Origin of the sequence: Bacillus sp. FCW2 (genome assembly GCF_021228595.1) — a bacterium.
Lineage (GTDB): Bacteria > Bacillota > Bacilli > Bacillales > Bacillaceae > Bacillus > Bacillus velezensis.
The window spans coordinates 2744082-2766018 of sequence record NZ_CP089436.1; the positions used below are offsets into that span (position 1 = coordinate 2744082).

Annotated in this window: 20 protein-coding genes and 1 pseudogene; 16 read left to right on the top strand and 5 right to left on the bottom strand. The window is 47.1% G+C overall.

Annotated features, from left to right (window positions below):
- Window positions 1-11 precede the first annotated feature (11 nt).
- The gene (locus K3G25_RS13855) at window positions 12-1127 is read left to right on the top strand and encodes an NAD(P)/FAD-dependent oxidoreductase (protein ID WP_017418968.1); all 1116 of its coding nucleotides are present in this window, start codon (window positions 12-14) and stop codon (window positions 1125-1127) included.
- Window positions 1128-1193: 66 nt separating this feature from the next.
- Window positions 1194-1568 (top strand): nucleotide excision repair endonuclease, encoded by a 375-nt coding sequence (locus tag K3G25_RS13860; protein ID WP_007410094.1) that lies wholly within the window; start codon window positions 1194-1196, stop codon window positions 1566-1568.
- Between the two features lie 38 nt (window positions 1569-1606).
- On the opposite strand, the gene K3G25_RS13865 is transcribed toward K3G25_RS13860, so the two are convergent.
- A complete protein-coding gene (locus K3G25_RS13865) occupies window positions 1607-1879 on the bottom strand; it encodes a DUF1648 domain-containing protein (protein WP_007410095.1) in 273 nt (90 codons plus the stop codon).
- Between the two features lie 126 nt (window positions 1880-2005).
- Here K3G25_RS13865 and K3G25_RS13870 point away from each other — a divergent pair, with 126 nt between their 5' ends.
- The 3 genes and pseudogenes from K3G25_RS13870 to K3G25_RS13880 all read left to right on the top strand — a co-directional run bounded on the left by K3G25_RS13870 (window position 2006) and on the right by K3G25_RS13880 (window position 4060).
- The gene (locus K3G25_RS13870; protein WP_017418969.1) at window positions 2006-2536 is read left to right on the top strand and encodes an SdpA family antimicrobial peptide system protein; all 531 of its coding nucleotides are present in this window, start codon (window positions 2006-2008) and stop codon (window positions 2534-2536) included.
- 32 nt (window positions 2537-2568) lie between these two features.
- Window positions 2569-3385: pseudogene (locus K3G25_RS13875) on the top strand (sporulation-delaying protein SdpB family protein); the annotation flags it as partial.
- A gap of 84 nt (window positions 3386-3469) precedes the next feature.
- A complete protein-coding gene (locus tag K3G25_RS13880) occupies window positions 3470-4060 on the top strand; it encodes a sporulation delaying protein family toxin (protein WP_017418971.1) in 591 nt (196 codons plus the stop codon).
- A gap of 33 nt (window positions 4061-4093) precedes the next feature.
- On the opposite strand, the gene K3G25_RS13885 is transcribed toward K3G25_RS13880, so the two are convergent.
- Window positions 4094-5020, bottom strand: a complete 927-nt coding sequence (locus K3G25_RS13885; protein WP_121984697.1) for a MerR family transcriptional regulator — start codon at window positions 5018-5020, stop codon at window positions 4094-4096.
- A 196-nt stretch (window positions 5021-5216) separates the two neighbouring features.
- On the opposite strand from K3G25_RS13885, the gene K3G25_RS13890 reads away from it, so the two are divergent.
- The 5 genes from K3G25_RS13890 to K3G25_RS13910 all read left to right on the top strand — a co-directional run bounded on the left by K3G25_RS13890 (window position 5217) and on the right by K3G25_RS13910 (window position 10213).
- Entirely contained in the window at window positions 5217-6203 is a 987-nt protein-coding gene (locus tag K3G25_RS13890) for an SIS domain-containing protein (protein ID WP_104678952.1), read from the top strand.
- A gap of 73 nt (window positions 6204-6276) precedes the next feature.
- Window positions 6277-7542 (top strand): ABC transporter substrate-binding protein, encoded by a 1266-nt coding sequence (locus tag K3G25_RS13895; RefSeq protein ID WP_025650319.1) that lies wholly within the window; start codon window positions 6277-6279, stop codon window positions 7540-7542.
- Between the two features lie 24 nt (window positions 7543-7566).
- Window positions 7567-8457: a carbohydrate ABC transporter permease gene (locus K3G25_RS13900; protein ID WP_012118373.1), complete on the top strand. Its 891-nt coding sequence runs from the start codon at window positions 7567-7569 to the stop codon at window positions 8455-8457.
- A gap of 3 nt (window positions 8458-8460) precedes the next feature.
- The gene (locus K3G25_RS13905) at window positions 8461-9345 is read left to right on the top strand and encodes a carbohydrate ABC transporter permease (RefSeq protein WP_003151895.1); all 885 of its coding nucleotides are present in this window, start codon (window positions 8461-8463) and stop codon (window positions 9343-9345) included.
- Between the two features lie 13 nt (window positions 9346-9358).
- Window positions 9359-10213, top strand: a complete 855-nt coding sequence (locus tag K3G25_RS13910; protein ID WP_007613586.1) for a PfkB family carbohydrate kinase — start codon at window positions 9359-9361, stop codon at window positions 10211-10213.
- A 24-nt stretch (window positions 10214-10237) separates the two neighbouring features.
- Here K3G25_RS13910 and K3G25_RS13915 read toward each other — a convergent pair whose 3' ends face one another.
- Entirely contained in the window at window positions 10238-10966 is a 729-nt protein-coding gene (locus K3G25_RS13915) for a transcriptional regulator FrlR (RefSeq protein ID WP_014418812.1), read from the bottom strand.
- Window positions 10967-11121: 155 nt separating this feature from the next.
- Here K3G25_RS13915 and K3G25_RS13920 point away from each other — a divergent pair, with 155 nt between their 5' ends.
- On the top strand, window positions 11122-12228 hold the full coding sequence (locus K3G25_RS13920; RefSeq protein ID WP_021493994.1) for an ABC transporter ATP-binding protein: 1107 nt from the start codon (window positions 11122-11124) through the stop codon (window positions 12226-12228).
- A 49-nt stretch (window positions 12229-12277) separates the two neighbouring features.
- Here K3G25_RS13920 and K3G25_RS13925 read toward each other — a convergent pair whose 3' ends face one another.
- Entirely contained in the window at window positions 12278-13147 is an 870-nt protein-coding gene (locus tag K3G25_RS13925) for an endonuclease I family protein (protein WP_007410107.1), read from the bottom strand.
- A gap of 195 nt (window positions 13148-13342) precedes the next feature.
- On the opposite strand from K3G25_RS13925, the gene allC reads away from it, so the two are divergent.
- The 5 genes from allC to K3G25_RS13955 all read left to right on the top strand — a co-directional run bounded on the left by allC (window position 13343) and on the right by K3G25_RS13955 (window position 19932).
- Window positions 13343-14584, top strand: a complete 1242-nt coding sequence (allC, locus tag K3G25_RS13930; protein ID WP_104678953.1) for an allantoate deiminase — start codon at window positions 13343-13345, stop codon at window positions 14582-14584.
- A 60-nt stretch (window positions 14585-14644) separates the two neighbouring features.
- Window positions 14645-15856 carry a pyridoxal-phosphate-dependent aminotransferase family protein gene (locus K3G25_RS13935; protein WP_217365583.1) on the top strand — a complete coding sequence of 404 codons (1212 nt, stop codon included), beginning with the start codon at window positions 14645-14647 and terminating at the stop codon, window positions 15854-15856.
- A gap of 121 nt (window positions 15857-15977) precedes the next feature.
- The gene (locus K3G25_RS13940) at window positions 15978-17174 is read left to right on the top strand and encodes an MFS transporter (protein WP_072177417.1); all 1197 of its coding nucleotides are present in this window, start codon (window positions 15978-15980) and stop codon (window positions 17172-17174) included.
- 57 nt (window positions 17175-17231) lie between these two features.
- A complete protein-coding gene (locus tag K3G25_RS13945) occupies window positions 17232-18365 on the top strand; it encodes a hypothetical protein (protein ID WP_173613649.1) in 1134 nt (377 codons plus the stop codon).
- 439 nt (window positions 18366-18804) lie between these two features.
- Window positions 18805-19932 carry a Rap family tetratricopeptide repeat protein gene (locus K3G25_RS13955; protein WP_014418805.1) on the top strand — a complete coding sequence of 376 codons (1128 nt, stop codon included), beginning with the start codon at window positions 18805-18807 and terminating at the stop codon, window positions 19930-19932.
- Between the two features lie 307 nt (window positions 19933-20239).
- On the opposite strand, the gene K3G25_RS13960 is transcribed toward K3G25_RS13955, so the two are convergent.
- Window positions 20240-21835: a PucR family transcriptional regulator gene (locus K3G25_RS13960; protein ID WP_022553734.1), complete on the bottom strand. Its 1596-nt coding sequence runs from the start codon at window positions 21833-21835 to the stop codon at window positions 20240-20242.
- Window positions 21836-21937: the final 102 nt, after the last annotated feature.

Here is a 21937-nt window from a genome sequence, read left to right on the forward strand (position 1 = left end):
AGGTGTTACACATGAAGTCTTATATGATTATCGGGGCCGGCATTCTCGGTGCGTCCGCGGCTTATCATCTCGCAAAGGCCGGGGCGGATGTAACGGTCATTGACCGGAAACACCCGGGGCAAGCGACTGACGCCGCGGCGGGGATCGTTTGCCCGTGGCTGTCGCAGCGGCGCAATCAGGCATGGTATGCGATCGCAAAAGGCGGCGCCCGTTATTATGAACGATTGATACAGCAGCTTGAAGCGGACGGAGAAACAGAAACCGGTTATCAAAAGGTCGGTGCCGTCAGCCTCCATACGGATGAAAAAAAGCTCAGCCAAATGGAGGAAAGAGCTTATAAAAGAAGAGAGGATGCCCCTGAAATCGGTGACATTACAAGACTGACTCCGGAAGAAACGAAGGCGCTGTTCCCCGCGCTGTCGGAGGAATACGGGGCAGTTCATGTCAGCGGCGCGGCCCGGGTGAACGGGAGGGCGCTTCGTAAGGCGCTGTTAAATGCGGCCGTTAAGTACGGAGCGGCTGTTTACAATGAAGAAGCGTCAATATTGACAGAGGACGGTGCCGTCATCGGTGTGAAAACCGCAGAACGCACGCTTACTGCCGACCAGGTTCTCGTAACGGCCGGCGCTTGGGCGAGAGAGCTGCTTGAGCCGCTCGGCATCCGTTTTTCAGTATCATACCAAAAGGCGCAGATCGTTCATTTAGAGCTTCAGGGAGAGGAGACGGGCGGCTGGCCCGTCGTCATGCCCCCAAACGATCAATACATTCTCGCCTTTGACAGCGGCAGAATCATAGCGGGTGCGACTCATGAAAACGATACCGGCATGGATTTGCGGGTGACGGCCGGCGGCCTCCGCGAGATTTTTGACAAAGCATTAACCGTGGCGCCAGGCCTTTCAGACAGTACTGTAATAGAGACAAGAGTCGGTTTCAGGCCGTTTACTCCCGGCTTTCTTCCTGTCATCGGCAAAGTGCCGAATATCAGCGGACTCCTCGTTGCCAACGGGCTGGGCGCCTCAGGACTGACGAGCGGGCCGTATCTGGGGGCTGAACTGGCGAAACTCGCGCTCGGTCAGCAGACGGAAATTGATTTAAGCCTTTATGATCCGGCCGGGGCGCTTGAATAAAAAATAGCTTTTGGTGCATTCTTATGATAGGATGGAGCTTTAATGAATAAGAGGACGTGACCCATTTTGATAAAAATAAACCTTCCTGCTCCTGATGTAACCATTACGGAACGGCAGCAGTCACCGTCGGAGAATGAACCGGCGATTAAAGCGATTTACGGTTTCATTGATTTTCACCAAATTCCGAGAGACAAAGGCGGCATATTTATGTTTTATAACATTCATGATGAGCTGCTGTTTGTCGGGAAAGCCCGTAAATTAAGACAAAGGATCAAAAAGCATTTTGAAGACAATGTGTCGCCTGTTAAACATCACAGGGACGAAGTGTATAAAATTGAAGTATGTGTCGTAAATGATCCGATGGAAAGAGAGATTTACGAAACGTACGCGATCAATACCCTTCAGTCGAAATACAACATTGAGAAAGTATTTTATAAATAAGAAAAACCGGAGCTTAAGGGCTCCGGTTTTCTTTATGTTTACAGTGCCAGCCACATCACGGCAATATGCACGATCAGCAGACAGTAAACGACGAGGAATAGCTGGACGACCTTTTTTCTGAATAACATGCAGATCATCATGAGCACAGGAAAAATCAGGACGCCGGCCGTTTTATTGATTGATGTATTCGGACGGTTTGACACGTCATAGTGAATGGCCATATCAGCAGGAAGAAACGGATAAAACACAATCGACAGAATAAAGGCGAGAACCACAGCTCCCCACAGCACTTTATCATTCATCAAAAACATATGAACACTCCCTTTTTTTACATATAATAGTATATTAGTTCGAAAAAAACTAATTTATCAATATTTTACCTGTTGATTGGTGTATAATCATGTCAATGAAATTTCCATACGCTAGGAGGGTTTCAATTGACTGACAAGAAGCAAACCAGCATGTTTTCATTCTTTCTTTTTATCATGGCCGCCTGGATCATCGTTTTGTTTTTTACCGTCATCGCGGCACTGCCAAGCTCTGCCATCCAATTAACCAAGCATCAATCCAAAACCGTTTCCATGATTTATCCGCAAAGCTGGGGATTTTTCAGTAAAGATCCGAGAGAAGACAGCTTGAACATCTATCTTCTTGATGCCGATGAGGAGCTCAGATGGCCGAATAATTCTCTGAAAAATGTGATCGGCTTAAACCGCTACGGGCGGACGCAAGGGATAGAGCTCGGCCTTATGCTGGAAAAGCTGCCTTCCAAAGAGAAGTGGAATGACTTTTCGGCTGGCCAAGACTTTAAGGATACCACATTTTTGAAAATGAAAAATGAGTCCCCCTCCCCAAGGCTGAAAGGGAAAATGATCATTACATATGAACGCATTACCCCGTGGGCATGGAGCCAGCATACCGAAACGAAAAGAACCATCAAAAAATACATCGGAGTGGATGTCAATTGATTCAGGATGCAAAAAAGCAGCTCACCTTATGGATGATGAAGAATCCGCCTTGGACAAATGTGTACGGGCTTGCCAGAAGCTTAATCGCGCTCGGCACGCTGCTGACATTGCTGTTCAATCCGGCGTCTGTCTTCTTCAAAACGCAAAATCAAATGCTCGGTTTTTCCGACACGTTCAGCCTGTTTCTGCTGTTTCCCGATTTCCGTTACATTGAGATCGTCAAAGCCGTTTGTATCTGTATGTTAATCCTTGTCGTCATTGGCTGGCGGCCGCGAATCACCGGTTTTTTTCACTGGTGGATTTCGTACAGCTTCCAAAACTCCGCCGTTACCCTTGACGGAGGAGATCAGGTGGCTGCCGTTTTTACACTGCTGCTGCTCCCGCTGACATTAACCGATCCGCGGAAATGGCACTGGTCTCCGTACGAGGCGTCTTTTGAGAAAAGGCCGCTTGAGCCTTATTACCGCTCCTTGTGCTGGGCGACGCTGACAATCATCAGAATACAGGTCGCAATGCTGTATTTTAACTCCGTCATTGCCAAACTGATGGAAGAAGAGTGGCAGAACGGAACTGCCGTTTATTACTATTTGAACGATCCGATGCTGGGTCTGCCGGATGCGCTTCACGGTCTGTTTGACTTTATCCTGCAATCCAAGCTTGTCATCATCCCGACTTGGGGCACGCTTATTGTGCAAACCATTATGTTCTGCGCTTTGTTCGCTCCGAAAACATATTGGCGTCTGATATTGTTTATATCCATTTTTATGCACGAAATCTTTGCCGTTATGCTGGGGCTTACCTCGTTTTCCATTACGGTGGCTGGTATTTTGGTCCTGTTTTTGGTGCCGGCAGAGAAAACAGTAGCTTTGAACCATTACAATCCCCTTTTTATCAGATACAATTTTTTCAATAAAAGGAAAAGGAGGAAATTATATGGTTAAAAGCAAGAAGTCCGCAGCTGCCATGATGCTGGTGTTTGTTTTAATGGTTGCATTAGTCGGCCCGCATGCCGCGGCGAAAACTGAGCCATCCGTCTCTTATTCGGGTGAAGACATTTTTTCCGGCATCTTTTTCGGACAAGGTGAGGTCGCAAAGCTCCTTCCTGAAGTATGGGATACCAAGGCTGTCAAAAAGATTGATCAGGATGAATTAAAGCAAGTTTCCGATCAGGTGATCACTGATATTAAAAAGTCATCGCCGGATTATTTTAAAGAGTTGAAAGCGGCGGTCTACAGCGGCGATTATGAGAAAGTGAACAGCGTCATTGATCAAGGTTCGCAGATTATGGCGAAAGTGCTGAAAGAAGAGTTTGACAAAAAGAGCATGGACAAAGGAAAATCAACGGCCATCGGCCAATGCGCAACGGCTGTATGGGTATTTTTAAACGCGGCGGCCGCCATTGAGACGATCGCTCTTGCGGTAGCGGCCATCATTTTGACAGTAGCAAGCGTTGACGAAGATTCCGACTTAGGAAAAGAGCAGCTCATCGCTAATGTCGTTGACCGCATTAACGCGCAGCACTGAGGCTGAAGAAAGAAAACGCTAAGGAAACGAACCTTAGCGTTTTTTTGATTGAAGCATCTCTTTTAAATATGCTTCTGAATCAAAGCCGAGTTCCTCGTCGGCTTCTTTTTTCAGTTCAAGCTGAAGTCGCACGTACGCGTCATATTTCGGGCTGAGCTTTTGAAGAAGATTGCTGAAAGGCGATCCCGCCTTCAGCGCGGGCAGATCAGAAGCGGATTCTCCGACCTTGATCAGGCTTTCTCTATATTCTTCATCTGTCTGCACTCTTTTCACAAGCTGAATGATGATGTTTTTATGAGTGTCCCAAGTGGCAGGGTCTCTCTCCAAAATCCGCTCGATAAATTGGTCATGCTGGACTTTGTGCTGCTGGAGCTGAGCCGGATCCTCCTTGCCGACCAGCTGCATCATCGGGTGTTCAGCCGGAACTTCTTCCATATCATCCAATACTTTAATAAGCTCCGCCCATATCGCTTTTTTCTCATCTGTATCAATAGAAAAGTCGAGGAACGGTTCAAACAGCGCGGCGATAAATTCTCCGAAATCTCCCGGGAACAGTTTTTTCAGCTGAAGTCCCATATACTTCGGTTCATCTATTTTGACCTCGCCGATATCATGCAAAATTGAATCGACATTTTCCGCATCTTCCACGCGCTTGATCAGCATTTCAGTCAGTTTCCGTTCCTGCTCAAGCTCTTCAATCTGCCGGCTGAGCTTTTGATGCTGCTGGCGCAGTATATCATGCAGACTGCTGCCCTCTAAGAGGAACGCTTTAATATCGCTTACAGACAGTGCCAGCATTCGGAGGGCGGCAATCATTTTCAGCGTATTCACGTTCTGAGCGGAATACTCACGGTATCCGTTATCAGGGTTTTTGCTGACGGTGATTAAACCTTCCTGCTCATAATATTTGATGGCTTTTTTCGTGAGACCCGTCTGTCTGGCGGCTTCTTTTATATTCATTCTGAATCACTCCCTGCTTTTCATTCTAAACGTGTCTCTAAGGGTCAGGTCAAGAGAGGGCGGGAAATAAGGCGGGTTTATTTTATATTTTAGAAATTTCAGAAAATATGATTGACAACGCACCTTTGTTGCGATTAATATAACGTTATATAATGTTATATAACGTTATATAATAAAACACTGAGGAGTGAAGGATTTGAGTCAAACTGCCGCACAAGTGAATCACAAGGTTCAGGCTTTCTTGGATGATCTGAAAGGAAAAACGATTGACCACGTCTTTTTCGTCGCTTGCGGGGGTTCTTCAGCCATTATGTATCCGAGCAAGTACGTGTTTGACAGAGAGGCGAAAGCCATCAGCTCTGATCTCTACAGTTCAAATGAATTTATTCAGCGCAATCCCGTTCAGCTCGGAGAGAACTCTCTCGTGATTTTATGTTCTCATTCAGGCAATACGCCGGAAACGGTGAAAGCCGCCGGTTTCGCCAGAAAAAAAGGCGCGCTTACGATTGCGATGACCTATGAGCCTGATTCGCCGTTAGCGAAAGAAGCCGAATATGTCGCGGTTTATGACTGGGGTGAGAACGCACAGGCGATAAATACGAATTACGGGGTTCTGTATCAAATCGTGTTCGGCGCTTTACACGTGCTGGAAAACCATCCCGCGTTTGAGCAGGCGATCGACGGACTCAATAAACTCCAGACCGTATATAACAAAGCGCTTAAACAAGAAGCGGATCACGCAAAGGCATTCGCGAAAGACCACGAAAAAGAAGATATCATTTACACGATGGCAAGCGGTGCGAACTACGGCGTCGCTTACTCCTACAGCATCTGCATTCTCATGGAAATGCAATGGATTCATTCCCACGCCATTCATGCCGGAGAATATTTTCACGGACCGTTCGAAATCATTGATGAATCCGTTCCATTTATTATCCTGCTCGGCTTAGACGAAACAAGACCCCTTGAAGAGCGGGCGCTTTCCTTCTCAAAAAGATACGGCAAAAAACTGACTGTGCTTGATGCGGCAGCATATGATTTTTCCGGAATTGACGATTCTGTAAAAGGCTATCTGGCTCCTCTCGTATTAAACCGGGTGCTCAGAAGCTATGCGGATGCGCTGGCGGAAGCAAGGAACCATCCGTTAAGCCAGCGGCGTTACATGTGGAAAGTCGAATATTAAGAACGCGCATTATATTTCACCGGACTATAATGATATATAACGTTATAGTCCGGTGACAAAGGAGGAAAAGCATCTGAAAAAGCTCATCTGCCTGTTCGTTCTGTTAGCCGTATGTCTGTCAGCCGCCGCCTGTTCAAGCCAAAGCAGTTCCTCTGACGGAAAAGTGACCTTGAAGTTTTTTCACAGGTGGCCGAAGGAGCCGGAAAAAAGCTATTTTGAAGAAGCGGTCAAAGAATTTGAAGCCGCTCATCCGGATATTCATATCCAAACGGAAGCGGTCTTAAACGATTCTTATAAAGACAAGGTGAAAGTCATGCTCGGAACAACGAGCCCCCCTGATATTTTCTTTTCATGGAGCGACCGGTTTGCTTATAAATTCATCAAAGGAGATAAAGCCCTCGATCTGTCGTCTTACTATCAGCAGGATAAAGATTGGTCCTCACAGCTTGTGCAGTCACAAATCAAACCCTTTACGCATGACGGAAAACAGTACGGCGTTCCGTGGCAAATGGACGCTAAATCATTCTTTTATAATAAGGACATTTTTCATACATTACATTTGAAGCCCCCGGCGACATGGGATGAACTGATCACAGTCTCTGAGAAATTGAAAGAGAACGGATATATTCCGATCAGTTTCGGCACAAAAGCGCCTTGGACCATTTCTCATTATATCGGGACGCTGAACCAGCGTATGGTGGATGAAAAAACGCGGGCGAAGGATTACAGCCCGGAAACCGGGGAGTTTACGGACGAAGGCTATGTCAAAGCGCTTGAAAAGCTTCAGGAACTGCTGCCGTACTTTACAAAGCACGTGAACTCCGTTGATCACGAATACGTGCGCCAGCAGTTTACAAGCGGCAAAGCGGCGATGATTTATGCGGAAACGGCAGAAATTAAGCTCGTCGAACCGGTCAATCTGGGCTTGTTTCCTTTCCCGAAAATCAGCGGCGAAAAGGGATCTCCCCGTGCACTGACCGGATCTCCGGAAGGATTTATGATTTCCTCAAAAACGAAGCACCCGAAAGAAGCCATGGAATTTCTTCAGTTTTTAACCTCGAAAAAAATGGGAGAGAAGCTGATAAAAGACGTCGGTAAATACAGCGCGGTTCAAGGAACGGCGACAGAAAACAATTCCGCCCCGATCCAGCGCGAAGCCGTGCAGGATATCGTCCGCGCCGAATCAATGGTGCCGTGGTTTGATATGGATGTTGACGTTGAAATCGCCGATGTGTATGCGGCAGGCGTTCAGCAGATGCTCGGCGGCACAATGACACCGCGCGAGGTGATGAATTCCGTGCAGAAAGCGGCGCGTCAGGTCAGAGCGTCATCTGAATAGAACAGATTTCTTTGGAGAAAGGAGATGAGGATTTCCTTGGTCAGCCGAAAACGTTTCATTCCGTATCTGTTTCTCGCGCCCGCGCTGATTTTTCTGCTGTTCGTTTACATTCCGATTATTGAGAATGTGTTTTTCAGTCTGTTTGAATGGAGCTCATTTCAACCCGAAAAGACGTTTATCGGTTTGAAAAATTATATTGACCTGTTTCACGATCCCGTGTTTTTTACAGCACTCCGCAACAATGTGCTGTATGCGGTCATATCGCTGATTTGCCAGGTTGGCGGCGGCTTAATTCTGGCGGCCGTGCTGGAAGACAGATTGGTAAGAAAATGGTCGCCGTTTTTCCGCACGGTCTTTTTTCTTCCGGTCGTTATTTCCATGACCGTTATTGCGCTGTTGTTTGATTTTATTTATAACCCGGAAATCGGGCTTTTGAATCAGCTGCTGGAAGCCGTCGGACTTGATGAACTGACCCGGGCGTGGCTGGGCGATGAAAACACCGCTATGCTGTCTGTCATTTTTGTGTCTCAATGGCAGTCTGTCGGTTACATCGCCATGCTGTACATTGTCTCGATTCAGAGCATTCCCGCTGAATTATATGAATCGGCGCAGCTGGACGGAGCCGGAAAAATCCAGCAGTTTTTTCACATTACGGTGCCGCAGACGAAAGAAATGTCGTTTGTTGCCGTGGTGATGACGCTGACCGGCGCATTTACCGTATTTAATGAACCGTATATTCTGACCGGCGGAGGGCCGGGCAATGCTTCAGAAGTGCTGAGCACATTTTTGTATAAGAGCGCTTTTACAAAAGATATGATGGGCTACGCTTCTGCGATCGCGACGGTGGTGCTTTTGCTGACGCTTGCTCTGTCGCTTATTCAGATGAAATTCTTTAAGACCGGAAAGGAGGAGTAGCCGATGCTTCCTGAAAAGACGGACTTGCGTCATGCCCGTCAGGCCGTCAGAACAGGCGGAAAACCGAGAAAATGGTATGTCGGGGAAACGTCTGTGTGGCTGTTTCTCTTTATCTACCTCATTGCCGTTGCTTATCCGCTGTTATGGATGGCGGTCAGCGCCTTTAAAAGCTCGGATGAGATTTTTGAGCACAGCTGGTCGCTGCCCTCTGTCTGGCATCCCGAAAACTTCGTATCCGCATGGAACCAAGGGATTTCCGCTTATTTTATGAACAGCGTCATTGTGACCGTGCTGACTTGTCTCATCACCGTATTTGTGAGCGCCTGGGCGGCATACGGGCTGGCCCGTTTTCAATTTAAAGGAAAAGGGTTTGTGCTGATCATTTGTCTTGGCGGCTTGATGCTGACGCCGCAGGTCAGTCTTGTGCCGCTGTACTCCATTATCCAGTCATTGGGACTGTACAATACGTATTGGGCATTGATTCTTCCGTACGCCGCCTATCGTATTCCGTTTACCGTGATTCTGATCCGTTCCTATTTTTTGTCGATTTCCAAAGAGCTTGAGGAAGCTGCCTATCTGGATGGATGTACAAGTTTCGGAATATTTTTCAGAATATTCTTACCTATGAGCGTGCCGATTCTTGTGACATCAGGCATTTTGACGGCTTACCATACATGGAATGAGTTTATGTTTGCGATTATTTTTATCGATGATGAAAATTTACGGACGATTCCGGCCGGGCTGATGCAGTTCAGAGATGCGCTGCAGACGGATTGGGGCGTGCTGCTGGCCGGGCTGACGATTTCTGCTGCTCCGATCATCGCGTTGTTTTTATTGATGCAGAGATATTTTATCCGCGGCATTGCAGCGGGAAGCGTGAAAGGATAAGGGGGATGAAAAGATGAAACTGATAGCGGCCGGAGATAATGTAGTAGATTATTATCAGGATCAGGAGACGTTTTACCCGGGCGGAAATGCGTTAAATGTAGCCGTGCTTGCCCGGCGCTTAGGCCACGAAACTTCTTATATCGGGATTCTCGGCAGTGATGAAGCGGCGGATCACGTATTGAATGTGCTGAAATTGGAAAAGGTGAATGCCGATCTGATCCGCCGGGCATACGGAGAAAACGGGATGGCGGTCGTCACGCTTGATGAAAGAGGGGACAGGATATTTGCCGGATCAAATAAAGGCGGCGTGCAATCGCGTCTGACGCTCGCTTTTCAGGAGAATGACATCTCATTTATCGCCGGACATGATCTGCTGCATACGAGCGTATACAGCAGGATAGAACGTGACCTTCCGATGCTGAGCGGCCATGTGCCGATTTCCTTTGACTTCTCTGTAAAACGTGACGAAGCCTATTTAGAAGCAGTCTGTCCGTACGTGACGTATGCGTTTTTTTCCGGGAGTGATTTGAGTGAAAGTGAATGTGTGCGGCTTGCCGAAAAAGCCCGCGGTTTCGGAGCGAAAATCGTCTGTCTGACAAGGGGGGAATATGGCGCGGTGTTATCGGATGGGGAACGCGTCTATCATCAGCCGGTGGTAAGAGCTGATATAATAGATACATTGGGCGCGGGTGATTCTTTTATCGCCGGGTTTCTTACCGATTTCTTCGAGCACCAGGATATTCGGCGAGCGCTTACTGCGGCCGCCGGGACGGCTGCCAAAACATGCGGAGGGTTCGGAGCGTTCGGTTACGGGCATCCCTACAGGCCGGGCGGCGGGAAAAGCAGTGAAAAAACGAGAATACGATAAGCATTGTCTCGTTTTTTATACTTGTTACGCATAGGGACTGTTAATGGTAAACGTGACGCGGTCGGTATGCATTACAAACAGCGAGCTGTATATCGGCTGGTCTTTTGACATAAAAGCGGTTTTGTCAATTTCAAAAAGCGCATCCCCGATATCACAAGCCAGATAGCGGCTTTCTTCCTGCTTGGCATATACGACATTTAACAGCTTCGTATTATGGGTTGGCACCACCTGATAGTGCTGTTTCAAAATGTCATGCATCGACACGCCGCCTTTAATATGCTTGCCGATGTCGGGAAATAAACTGAGCGGATAGTGGGCGATTTCGAATGAGAGCGGCTGGTCGTCGTGAAATAAAATGCGTTTTAATTCAAGAACGGGACTTTCGGAATCGACGCGAAGTTTTTGGGCGATGGATTTAGGCGCTTCAATGATTTCATGAGAAAGGATCTGGTGTTTCGGTTTTTTCCCCGTTGATTCCATAAATTCAGAGTAGCCGTTGACCGCGATGAGCTCCCGCTTCAGTTTAGGGCTTTTAACGAACGTTCCCTTTCCCTGCTGCCGGACGAGCCAGCCTTCTTCCACAAGATCAAGGATGGCCTTCCTGACCGTTATGCGGCTCACGTTGTACGTTTCGCACAGCTCATTTTCAGTCGGCAGTTTTACGGACGGCGAATAAACGCCCTTCTTGATATCGTCCGCGATAATTTGTTTCAGCTGAATATATAAAGGTTTCGAGCTCCCGTTATTTAACAATGGGACGGACCTCCTTTGTCAAGTAGTAGTACTATTATATGTATTATGACGTTATAATACAAATTTGCTTTTGATTTATGAATCTGTCAGAAACCCCGAACATTTTTAACATAACAGAAAGATGTGGCGGTTTCCAGTATTGGAGGAGGTTTCGAATGGCATCATTAACATTTGACCATATCAAAAAAACATACGGCGCCCAATCGGCGGCAGTGAAGGATTTTCACTTAGATGTAAAAGATGAGGAGCTTTTGGTGCTTGTCGGTCCCTCCGGCTGCGGCAAATCTACGACACTCAGAATGATTGCCGGACTGGAGAGCATTTCTGAGGGGAAGCTTTATATCGATGGAGACGCGGTAAACGATCTGCCCCCGAAGGATCGTGATATCGCGATGGTTTTTCAGAATTACGCGCTGTATCCCCACATGACGGTGTTTGACAATATGGCGTTCGGTTTGAAGCTCAGAAAGCTGCCGAAAAAAGAAATCGCAGAGCGAGTCCGGACGGCCGCTGATATTTTGGAAATCGGGCATCTGCTCAAGCGGAAACCGAAGGCTCTCTCAGGCGGGCAGCGGCAGCGGGTTGCGCTCGGCCGGTCGATCGTGCGGGAGCCGAAAGTGTTTCTGATGGACGAGCCGCTTTCCAACTTAGATGCGAAATTGCGAGTGACGATGCGCGCCGAAATCAGCAAGCTCCATCAGCGTTTGAAAGCGACCATCGTTTATGTGACGCATGATCAGACGGAAGCGATGACAATGGGCGACCGGATTGTCGTGATGAATGAAGGAGATATTCAGCAGGCCGCAAGCCCCCATGAGATTTATCATTATCCGGCGAATATGTTTGTGGCGGGTTTTATCGGTTCTCCGAGTATGAATTTTATAAAAGGCCTCATTGAAGAAAGTCACGGGCAATGGTATTTTGCCGGTTCGTCCGTTCGTCTGCCCATTCCGAAAGAAAAAGCGGCCGTTCTTGTGCAGAAAGGATACAGCGGTAAGGAGATGATTGCGGGGCTGCGTCCGGAGCATTTGACGCTTGCCGGACAATCAGAGCACCCGCCTGAAGCGGTGTGCCGCGCTGTGGCGGAAGTATGTGAAAACTTAGGCGCGGAGATGTACGTTCATGCGGTGAGCGGAAATAACCGCATGACGATCCGTCTTGACGGCGCTTCACAGGTGAAACCCGGCGATGCCATTCTGCTTGCGGTCAATATGAACCGGGCCGTCTTTTTTGATGCCGACACTAAAAACGCCGTATATTGAAAAAGGGAGCCTGATGATCGGGGCTCCCTTATCACTTCTTATGATACGATTACCAGATTTCGTCCGCCCATTCCGGATGGTCGATAAACGGATTGCGGTTATGCTGATAGTCTTCGTAAATGATTTCGTTCCGCCGTTTTTCCTTACTGTCGACGGGGTCTTGTTGATTCCATTTGAGCAAAACGGACAGTTTTCCCATGTAAGGAGCTGAGCCGTTTCCGGTTTTATCATTCAGCTCAAGGTCGGGATACCCGTCGTCTCCTTCATAACGCACCGCCATGTAAAACAGCATGCGGGCGACATCTCCTTTGACCTCATCGCGCGGTTCCCAGGAATCACCGTCGTAATAATTGCCCGGCGCTTTCGGATATTCTGAGCCGCCGTTATCAAAATCCATGTTTCCTCTGGCACTGTTCACCTGGACGTCTGCAGGGCGCAGATGATGAATGTCCGTCCCGGGGCCGGCAGCTGTTCCGAAGTTTCCGTGTGACTTTGCCCATACGTGTTCACGGTTCCAGTCCCCGACGCTGCCGCCGTTTTTACTTTTGGCCCGTGATTCCTGGGTGTAGAGCAAGATGACATTATTCGGGTTTGCCGGATCTTCGTCAGTTTCCTTCAATGCATTCCATACTTGGCTGTAAGACAGCTTTGTATGTCCGCTGATGATGCGGTGCAGGGCGCTCTTTAAGGCCGTTCCGCTTTTTCCGGAAGCTTCTTTGTAATATGTGTCCGTATCCGCAGACGGAGTGATGACAGCTGAGGCAGTTTGCGGAAAAAGAGTTGTGCCGCCGGCAGTTGAAACCGCCATCCGGCTGTACAGATTCGTGTCAGCCGGCGCGCCCGCAGAGGCTGACGGCGCGGCCCATCCAAAAATGAAAAACAGGCAGACAATCGGCAGAAACCAAAGTTTTTTTGTCATGACTTGCCCTCCTTTACCTCTATTATCTAAAAAATAAATCTAATATTCTATCTTTTTTGAAAAAAGGTTCCTTCGGCTTATTGGTCAAAGTATCCGGAAAATCATTGATTTTTTGGAAGATATGATAATGAACTCGTTATGCGCTCCTTCTATAATGAAGATCATCTTGTCAGCAGTTTAAAAAGGAGGGCGTGTATGGAACACCAGCGGCTTTCGGGGGCGAATATCGGGATTTCCGATGATATACAATGGCTGTCTCAATTCGGCGCTTCCGCTTCCGGCGGAGTGACGAGGCTTTTATATACGAAAGAATGGATGGACGCCCAGCTTGCCGTCAAAAAGAAAATGGAGGCGTTCGGGCTGGGAACGGCATTTGACGATGTCGGTAACGTATTCGGCCGGCTGAACGGCACAGAATCGCCTGATGAGGTGATTCTGACCGGGTCGCATATTGACACTGTTATTGACGGCGGCAAATATGACGGTGCGTTCGGCGTGCTGGCGGGCATGCTGGCGATCCGGCATTTGCATGAGATGTGCGGGCGTCCGAAAAAAACGCTGGAGGCTGTGTCGCTCTGTGAAGAGGAAGGGAGCCGTTTTCCCATCACCTATTGGGGCTCAGGCAATATCACCGGTGCTTTCTCGCTTTCAGATGCGGAAACGCCGAAAGACGCGTCCGGCATTTCTCTGAAAGAAGCCATGCGGCAGTATGGCTTCGGTGCAGGCCGTTATCCAGCACCGCTGCGCACTGATATCAAAGCCTTTCTGGAAATTCATATTGAACAGGGGCAAACGCTTGAACGATCAGGAAAGGATATCGGGATTGTCACCGGGATTGCCGGACAGAGACGCTATACCGTTACGCTTGACGGTGAATGCAACCATGCCGGCACCACTTCGATGAAATGGCGGAAAGACCCGCTCGCGGCGGGAAGCAGCATCATCCACGAACTGATGCTTTCAGCGGAAAGACAGCCGGAAGAGCTCCGCCTGACGTGCGGGAAAATGACGGTTGAGCCGAATATGGCGAATGTCATTCCGGGCCGTATCCAGTTTTCAGTTGATATTCGCCACCGGCAGGAAGACGTGCTGGCAGCCTTCCATCAGAAACTGGTGTCGATTGTTGAAAACATCAGCCGCAGCAAAGGAGTCAGACCTGTTATTGATGAATATATGAGGATAGAGCCGGTTCAAATGGATCAGACCCTGACACGAACCGCAGCAGAGGCTGCAAAAGAGCAGGGGGCGGACCCGGAGAAGATCGTAAGCGGAGCGGGACATGACGCCCAGATGCTCGGCAGAACCTTTCCGGCCTGCATGCTGTTTGTGCCGAGCCGTGGCGGGATCAGCCACTCGCCGCTTGAATTCACACCCGCACATCAGCTTGAAACCGGCGTCCTTACGCTGGCGAATGTATTACATAAACTTGCCTATTAACGTAAAGGGGGAATCGGCGTGCCGACCAGAAAAGAATTGTGCATTCCGCAAAGAACCATTATGACACCGGGACCGACAGAAGCTGAACCGAGAGTGCTGAGGGCGATGGGCGCTCCGATCATCGGCCAGTTTGACCCGGCATTTACCGGCATCATGAACGAAACGATGCAAATGCTCCGTGAATTGTTTCAAACGGAAAACCGCTGGGCCTATCCGATTGACGGCACATCAAGAGCGGGGATTGAGGCTGTTCTCGCAAGTGTGATAGAACCGGGCGACAGCGTGCTCGTTCCGATATACGGACGCTTCGGATACCTGCTGACTGAAATCGCCGAGCGGTACGGAGCGGACGTTCATACGATCGAGCGTGAATGGGGAACGGTCTTCCGGCCTGACGAGATTATCAGCGAGATGAAAAAGATTTCCCCGAAAATCGTCGCTATGGTGCATGGAGAAACATCAACGGGGCGGATTCACCCGCTGAAAGAAATCGGGGAAGCGTGCCGCGCCCAAGACGCACTCTTTATCGTGGATGCCGTGGCCACGATCGGAGGCTGCGCCGTAAAAACGGATGAATGGAAGATTGACGCAGTCATCGGGGGAACGCAAAAATGCCTATCGGTCCCTTCCGGAATGGCGCCGATTACTTATAATGACCGGACGGCAGCTGTCATTGCCGCGCGTAAAAAAATAGAACGGGGCATTGCGACGGCGGCTGACGGCAACATGCTGTCCGGTCACCGTCCGATTACGAGCAACTATTTTGATCTGAGCCAGCTCGAAGATTATTGGAGTGAAAGAAGGCTGAATCACCATACAGAAGCGACAGCAATGCTTTATGCGCTGCGGGAGGGTGTGCGCCTTGTCTTGGAAGAAGGACTTGAAGAACGGTTCCGCAGGCATCGGCGTCATGAAAAAGCGCTTACGGCGGGACTTGCAGCGATGGGCCTTGATTTATTTGGCGATCCGGAGGCGAAGCTGCCTGTCGTCACATGTGTGAAGATTCCGCCGGAAGCAGACGGCGAATCGATCAGAAGGATGCTTTTGTCTCAATTCGGAATTGAAATCGCCAGCTCGTTCGGTCCGCTGCAGGGGAAAATTTGGAGAATCGGAACGATGGGCTACAGCTGCAGAAAGGAAAATGTACTGTTTGTGCTGGCCGGACTTGAAGCGGTTCTGATCAGACACGGAGTTGCCGTTAAAGCCGGTGAAGCGCTGCAGGCGGCCCTTAACATATATGATCTGCCGGCTGAAACCGGTGTGCTGTCATGAGACATGAAAACGAGATTGAAATCATCTGGACTTTTTTCCCTTTTGCCCGTTATACTGAATGGTATAAAAAATGACAAATATGGAATGATCATTTGTTTGTCTGGGGAGAAGGTAAGAAATCATGGCGTACATAGGCCGATTGTCAATTTTAATGCTGAATATGTTTATTGCGATGCTTGGAATCGGATTGATTATTCCGATTATGCCCACCTATATTACCGAATTCGGAGCGACGGGCAGCACGATGGGTCTGCTTGTTGCGGCGGCGGGGCTTACACAGCTTTTATTTGCGCCTATTGCCGGGGAAATAACCGACAAATACGGACGGCGGAAACTGATTATTTTCGGCATCGCCGCCTTTGCCGTGTCACAACTGATCTTCGCCTTTGCCGGAAGCCTGTGGCAACTGTTCGCATCCCGGCTTTTAGGCGGAATGGGCGCGGCGTTTTTAATGCCGTCAATGTTCGCTTACATAGCGGATATTACGACCGAAGAAGAACGCGGGAAAGGAATGGGGCTGTTCAGCGCGGCGATGACGCTCGGTGTCGTCATCGGGCCCGGTGTCGGAGGCTATTTGGTTCATTACGGCATGTCTGTGCCGTTCATCGTGTCTGCAAGTCTCGCCTGCTTTTCAAGTGTGCTTTCATTTTTCTTTCTGCCCGAAACGCTGGGACGTGAAAAGCAGCTGGAAGCCCGGGCAAAAACGGAAAAACGTGAGCATCTGTTTAAGCAAATGTCACGCGCGCTCAAGTCGCCGTTCGCGTTTATGCTGATTCTGGTTTTTGTGCTGAACTTCGGAATTATGAACTTTGAATCTGTTTTCGGCCTTTACGTTGACCATAAACACGGATTTAAAGCCTCTGATATTGCCTTTATTATTACGGCTGCGGGTCTCATCGGCGTGTTTGTGCAGGCGGTCGGCGTCAGTTATCTCGTCCGCAAGTTCGGGGAAAAACGCGTCATTAACGTGACGTTGATCGGGGCGGCTGCAGGACTTGTGTGGTGCCGGTTTGCGGGTTCATATTGGACTGTTTTTGCCGCGGCAATCTTTTTTCTGACGCTGACATCGCTGCTCCGGCCGGCGGTTAATACGATGCTGTCGAAGCTTGCCGGTGACCAGCAGGGGTTTGCCGGCGGGATGAATACCTCATTCATCAGCTTAGCGAATATCGCCGGACCGTCAGCCGCCGGTTTTCTCTTTGACGTAAATATGGAATTTCCGTATATGCTGGGAGCGGCCATTCTCGCCATCAGTTTTCTGGCCGCGCTTGGCTGGGGCAAAAAGACACAGACCCGGCCGTTCACGCAGCAAGGATAAGAATCAAAAGCCTCCGGGTATCCGGAGGCTTTTTGCTATCTCATAGGGAGGAAAAAAATGAATAGACTTAAAACCTTGTTTATTTTCATTTGCATACTGATCGTCACAACCTCTTGCGGTCTCATCCCAACTGGGAATGAAAAAGAGGAAAAAAGCAGCAATCAAAAGACTGTATTAAAGGATATTGACAATGCAAAATTTATTGTTGGTTTTTCCAATACTTTAGATAGGGGAAGTGAGATTGGGGTTTACGGTGAAGATGGTACTAAAATGGATAGCTTGGAATTGAAAGATGGTATAAATTTCACGATGTCTTCACATAACAAAAACGATACGTACTTCTCATCAAATAGAAGCAATAATCACTTGATGATAGACAATAAAACCGGAACAATAAACAAAATAAATGAAAAGAGTTTGTCAAAAACAACTGAGGATGAAGGTGCTTTCTTTATAAGAAGTTCTGACGGTTATATCATCCATGACATTAACGTTGGATATACAGACAAAGGGCTGAAGAGTGAATTGGTATATTGGAAGGAAAACAGCCGAAAAAACAAGAAACAAATAAAGCTTGACGGAGAACTTGGATCAGCAATCGTCGCTAAAAATAAAATTTATGTCATTTCAAGTGATGAAGAAAGTATGTCCATCCTTTCAATTAACCAAGAGACAAATAAGCAAGAGAACAAGGCATCCATACCGAATAAAGGGATATACTTCATGGATGAAAAGGATGCATTCCAAGCTCTAGATGCAAATACATTTGTACTGGCAGTTAATGATAACGTGAATGAGAAAGAGAATTCTAAGCTCATATTAATAGACAAAGAGACGCTAAAGGTGAAAAAAGAAGTCGAGATGGAGAAAGGGTTTCATCCTGCAAAATTGAAAATAGTAAAAGATAGCATCTTAGCTGTTTCTTTTGATGGGAAGCTGCAGATATTTGATAAAAAAATGGTTAAGAAAAACTCTTTCAATTTTTATGCGGGGGATGATAACAAATTAATGAATGATGTTCAATTCACTGACAGAGAGATGTATGTTTTACTCAAAAACTTAGATATCCAGCGCGATAAGAAGCTTGGAGACATCACGTCTTATGATTTGAAATCAGGCAAAAAGGTAAAAACAATCCCGCTAAAAGCAAACAAAGAGTGGGAAATTGCACGTTTTGAAATTTTAAAATAAGTTTAGGTGATTAGATCAGCTCCAGTTTATTCTGCATATATTTACTCATCATTACCGGGAGATTCCAGCATGGTTCAGTGTACGCTGTATAGGACAATAAGGATCATTGAAGGGATGGATTGACATGAATAGTATTAGGTACATATTGTATTTTGTGATTTCTTTCGTTTTACAGCTTCTTTGGTTCTTCTTAGTAAAAGAAAATTCTAATGTAACTATACTGGACATGTTGATGATGTCTCTATTATTCACATTATTTATTTTCATCTTAGATAAATTTCTCAAAAAAAAGCAGGCTGCATAAGGCCTTCTTTTTTGTTGTAGACTTAAAACTCAAAACTAAGATTTATGATCAAGACGAATGAAATTTTGCGGTTTTATTGCGGACATACATAATTTTGGAAATGTTAGAATATGATATAAAAGGAGGAGTGGCCTTGTGAGTTCTGTTTTACCATCATCGGAGGTTGGCGTTAAGATTAATGAATGGTACAAAATGATACGTCAGTTCAGTGTTCCGGATGCGGAGATTTTGAAAGCGGAAGTGGAACAAGAAATAAATGAGATGGAAGAAGACGAGTATCTACTGATTTACTACACCCTCATGAAATTCCGCCATCAGCTTATGCTGGATTATTTAGAACCGGTGACTACCCGCGTGAGACCGACAATTGACGAGCTGCTGGAAAAAATTGAAGCATCAAATAAAGGAATTTCCGGCCTGCTGTGCTATTATTCTTTATTTTTCCGCGGCATGTATGAATTTGATCAAAAGCAGTATGTAAAGGCGATCGGCTTTTATAAAGAGGCTGAAAAACAACTCGTTCATGTGCATGATGAAATTGAGAGAGCGGAGTTTCATTTTAAACTGGCTGAAGCATATTACGGTATGAAACAAAGCCACGTCTCCATGCATCACGTAAAGCAAGCGCTCGATATTTACGATCAGTATGAGTTGTATAAGGTCCGGAAAATTCAATGTCTATTTGTCATATCAGGGAATTATTGTGATTTTAAACGTTATGAGAAGAGTCAGCCGCACCTTGAAAAGGCTCTTAAATTATCGAAAGAGTTAGATAATAGTAGGTTGATTAGTTCTGCTCTTTATAATTTGGGTGCAAATTACGCTGATAGGGGAGAACATTCACAGGCTGAAAACTTCTTGAAACAAGCTGTTGAAATTACAGAAAAAGCAAAGCTGAGTAACTTACCTCATTCCTTGTTTTCTTATGCGAAGGTTCTTTTTAAACAAGGGAAAATGGCTGAAGGAATGCAAGCGAGTAAGAAAGGATTATCGGCAGCAGTATCCCAAGGGGATAAGCTTTTTGAGTCACTACAAGGCTATCTCAAAGCTCTTTATGTAGACGCTGTGAATCAGCAAGGGATAAACGATACGATCGAATACCTGGAGAAAAATAAGAATTATTCATATGTTGAAGACATCGCCTGTGAAACTGCTTCGATTTATGCAGATTCAAAGGAATTTGAAACGTCTTATTTTTATCATAAAAAAATGGTAGATACGCAAACACAAATTCAAAGGGGAGAATGCCTGTATGAATTTTAAAAAAAGCATCTTCATTATTTTGGGTCTGTCGTTATCTTTAGTATGCGGATTGGGTGTGAACACAGTGGAAAAAACACATGATACCTTTCAAACTGCTTCGGATCGTTTTCAGACTTGAACAGCAAAAGCCTTTTCTTCGGGAAAGGCTTTTTTAGTTTAGATTAGAGTCTGCTGAAAATCATAACTAACGGCTGATGATGTCAATGGAAGCAGATTTTGACGGCAGCATTTTTTGAGAATTAAGCTGAATCAATCCCACTTAAATAGGATGCGGGAGAACACCCGCATCCCTGTCTCTAACTATTTCTTAACCGATCAGCCGCTGCATTCTCAGCGCGAGCCGCAGGCGCATCGTCGTTTCCGGATCTTTTAAGCTTTTGCCGAGCAGTTCCTCGCATTTTTCTAAACGATAGATCACCGTATTTCGATGGACGTACAGGCGCTTAGCCGTTTCTGAAATCTGGCAGTGGGTCTCCAGATAAACAGACAGCGTATGAAGCAGGCTCTGGTCCTCCTTTTGCCGGTCGGCCAGGCTTTGGAGGGTGGCTTCGTAAAACTTTTTCACATCTTCCGCGGGAAGCAGGCGGAGCAGCTCCGGCACGTCTTTGGCATGATAGATTTGAATAAACTCCGCGCTTCTGGACAAATGCCCGGATGAAATGGCGTCTGAAGCTTCGGTAAAAGCGTCAGGGACGTCGATCAGCTTTTGGCATATGTTTGAGATGCCGAAGGAGACAGTCCGTTTAAACTGCGTCCGGACCTGCTTTTGAAACTGCTCCAAAAAGCTGATGACAGACGCGTGCATTTCATTCCAGCTGTCTGTCGCTTCAATTAAAAGAATACCGACATTTCCTTTAATAAAGAGATGAGGGGGAAACGGAAAGGATGACAGCTCTCCTTCAAGCAGATCAAATACATGATCGGAAACGAGCTGATTTTCGGTAAAGCTGATCGTTTTCTCATTTCGGTCAAGTTTTCCGCAAATGCACATGTATTTCTGATCCCAGCGGAGCCGGAATTCTTTGGCGCGGCTTTTGATTTCTTCATGGCCGGTAAACGAGCGGTCGATGAAATTGCTGAAAAATTCATTGCGCGCCCGTCTGCCGAATTGTTTGATGGCATTTTCTTTCAGCAGTTCAAAGGAAATGACGTTGGCCGCCTGTTCAATTGTCAAAATCATGCCTTTATCAGCGGTCTGCACCAGCTCCGGAATCACCAGATAACCGCAGTTTTTTTCAACATTCAGAATCGGAAGGACAGAATACGCCTTTCTGTCAGACAGCATGGAAAAGCAGGTGAAATAAGGCCCGGAAAGGGAATAACAGATGTTTTTCAATAAAGACGTGTCAATGGGTATGCGGTGGGACGATGATAAGAGTTTTGTATGCTGATCCAAAAGCAGCACGGGAAGCCGGAGAATGTCTGAGAGCTTCTTAAGCAGGGATTGCAGCCCCTTGCCGCTCATGATGTGGTTTGTAAATTTTTTATGGGCGTAAATGGCCTGCTGGAGCTCATTTGAACGCATATCAAGAATATGGCTCAGAGTGGCGTTGACGATATCTCCGAGCCTGATGTCTTCCGGCAGCTCAATAATCGGAAATTCATACCGGTCGGCAAGCTCCGCCACATCTTTCGGAATGACATTAAGATAACGTTTCGTTTTGATCCCCAGTCCCGCGCAGCCCCGTTTTGCCATGAGGCGGATCAAATCTTTCAACAGCTGCGGGCGGTCCTTCAAGTGGTAAGCCGTCGTGACGAGCAATTCGTTTTTATGTAAAAAATCAGCGATGTCCGGCGCATCCATCATGTTGACGTGCTGCACCTCCCTCCAGCCGCCGGACTTGCCTGCGATTAATGCCGCCCGCTCATAAGCGGGAATCTTCATCACGTCATAAATATTCATCAGTAGTCAATCTCCTTTCAGGTTCTAAAGACAACCATTGGTTAATATGAATAAAAATCATCAAAAATTATAGCGGTTTTGCTGATGTATTACGATCATAGT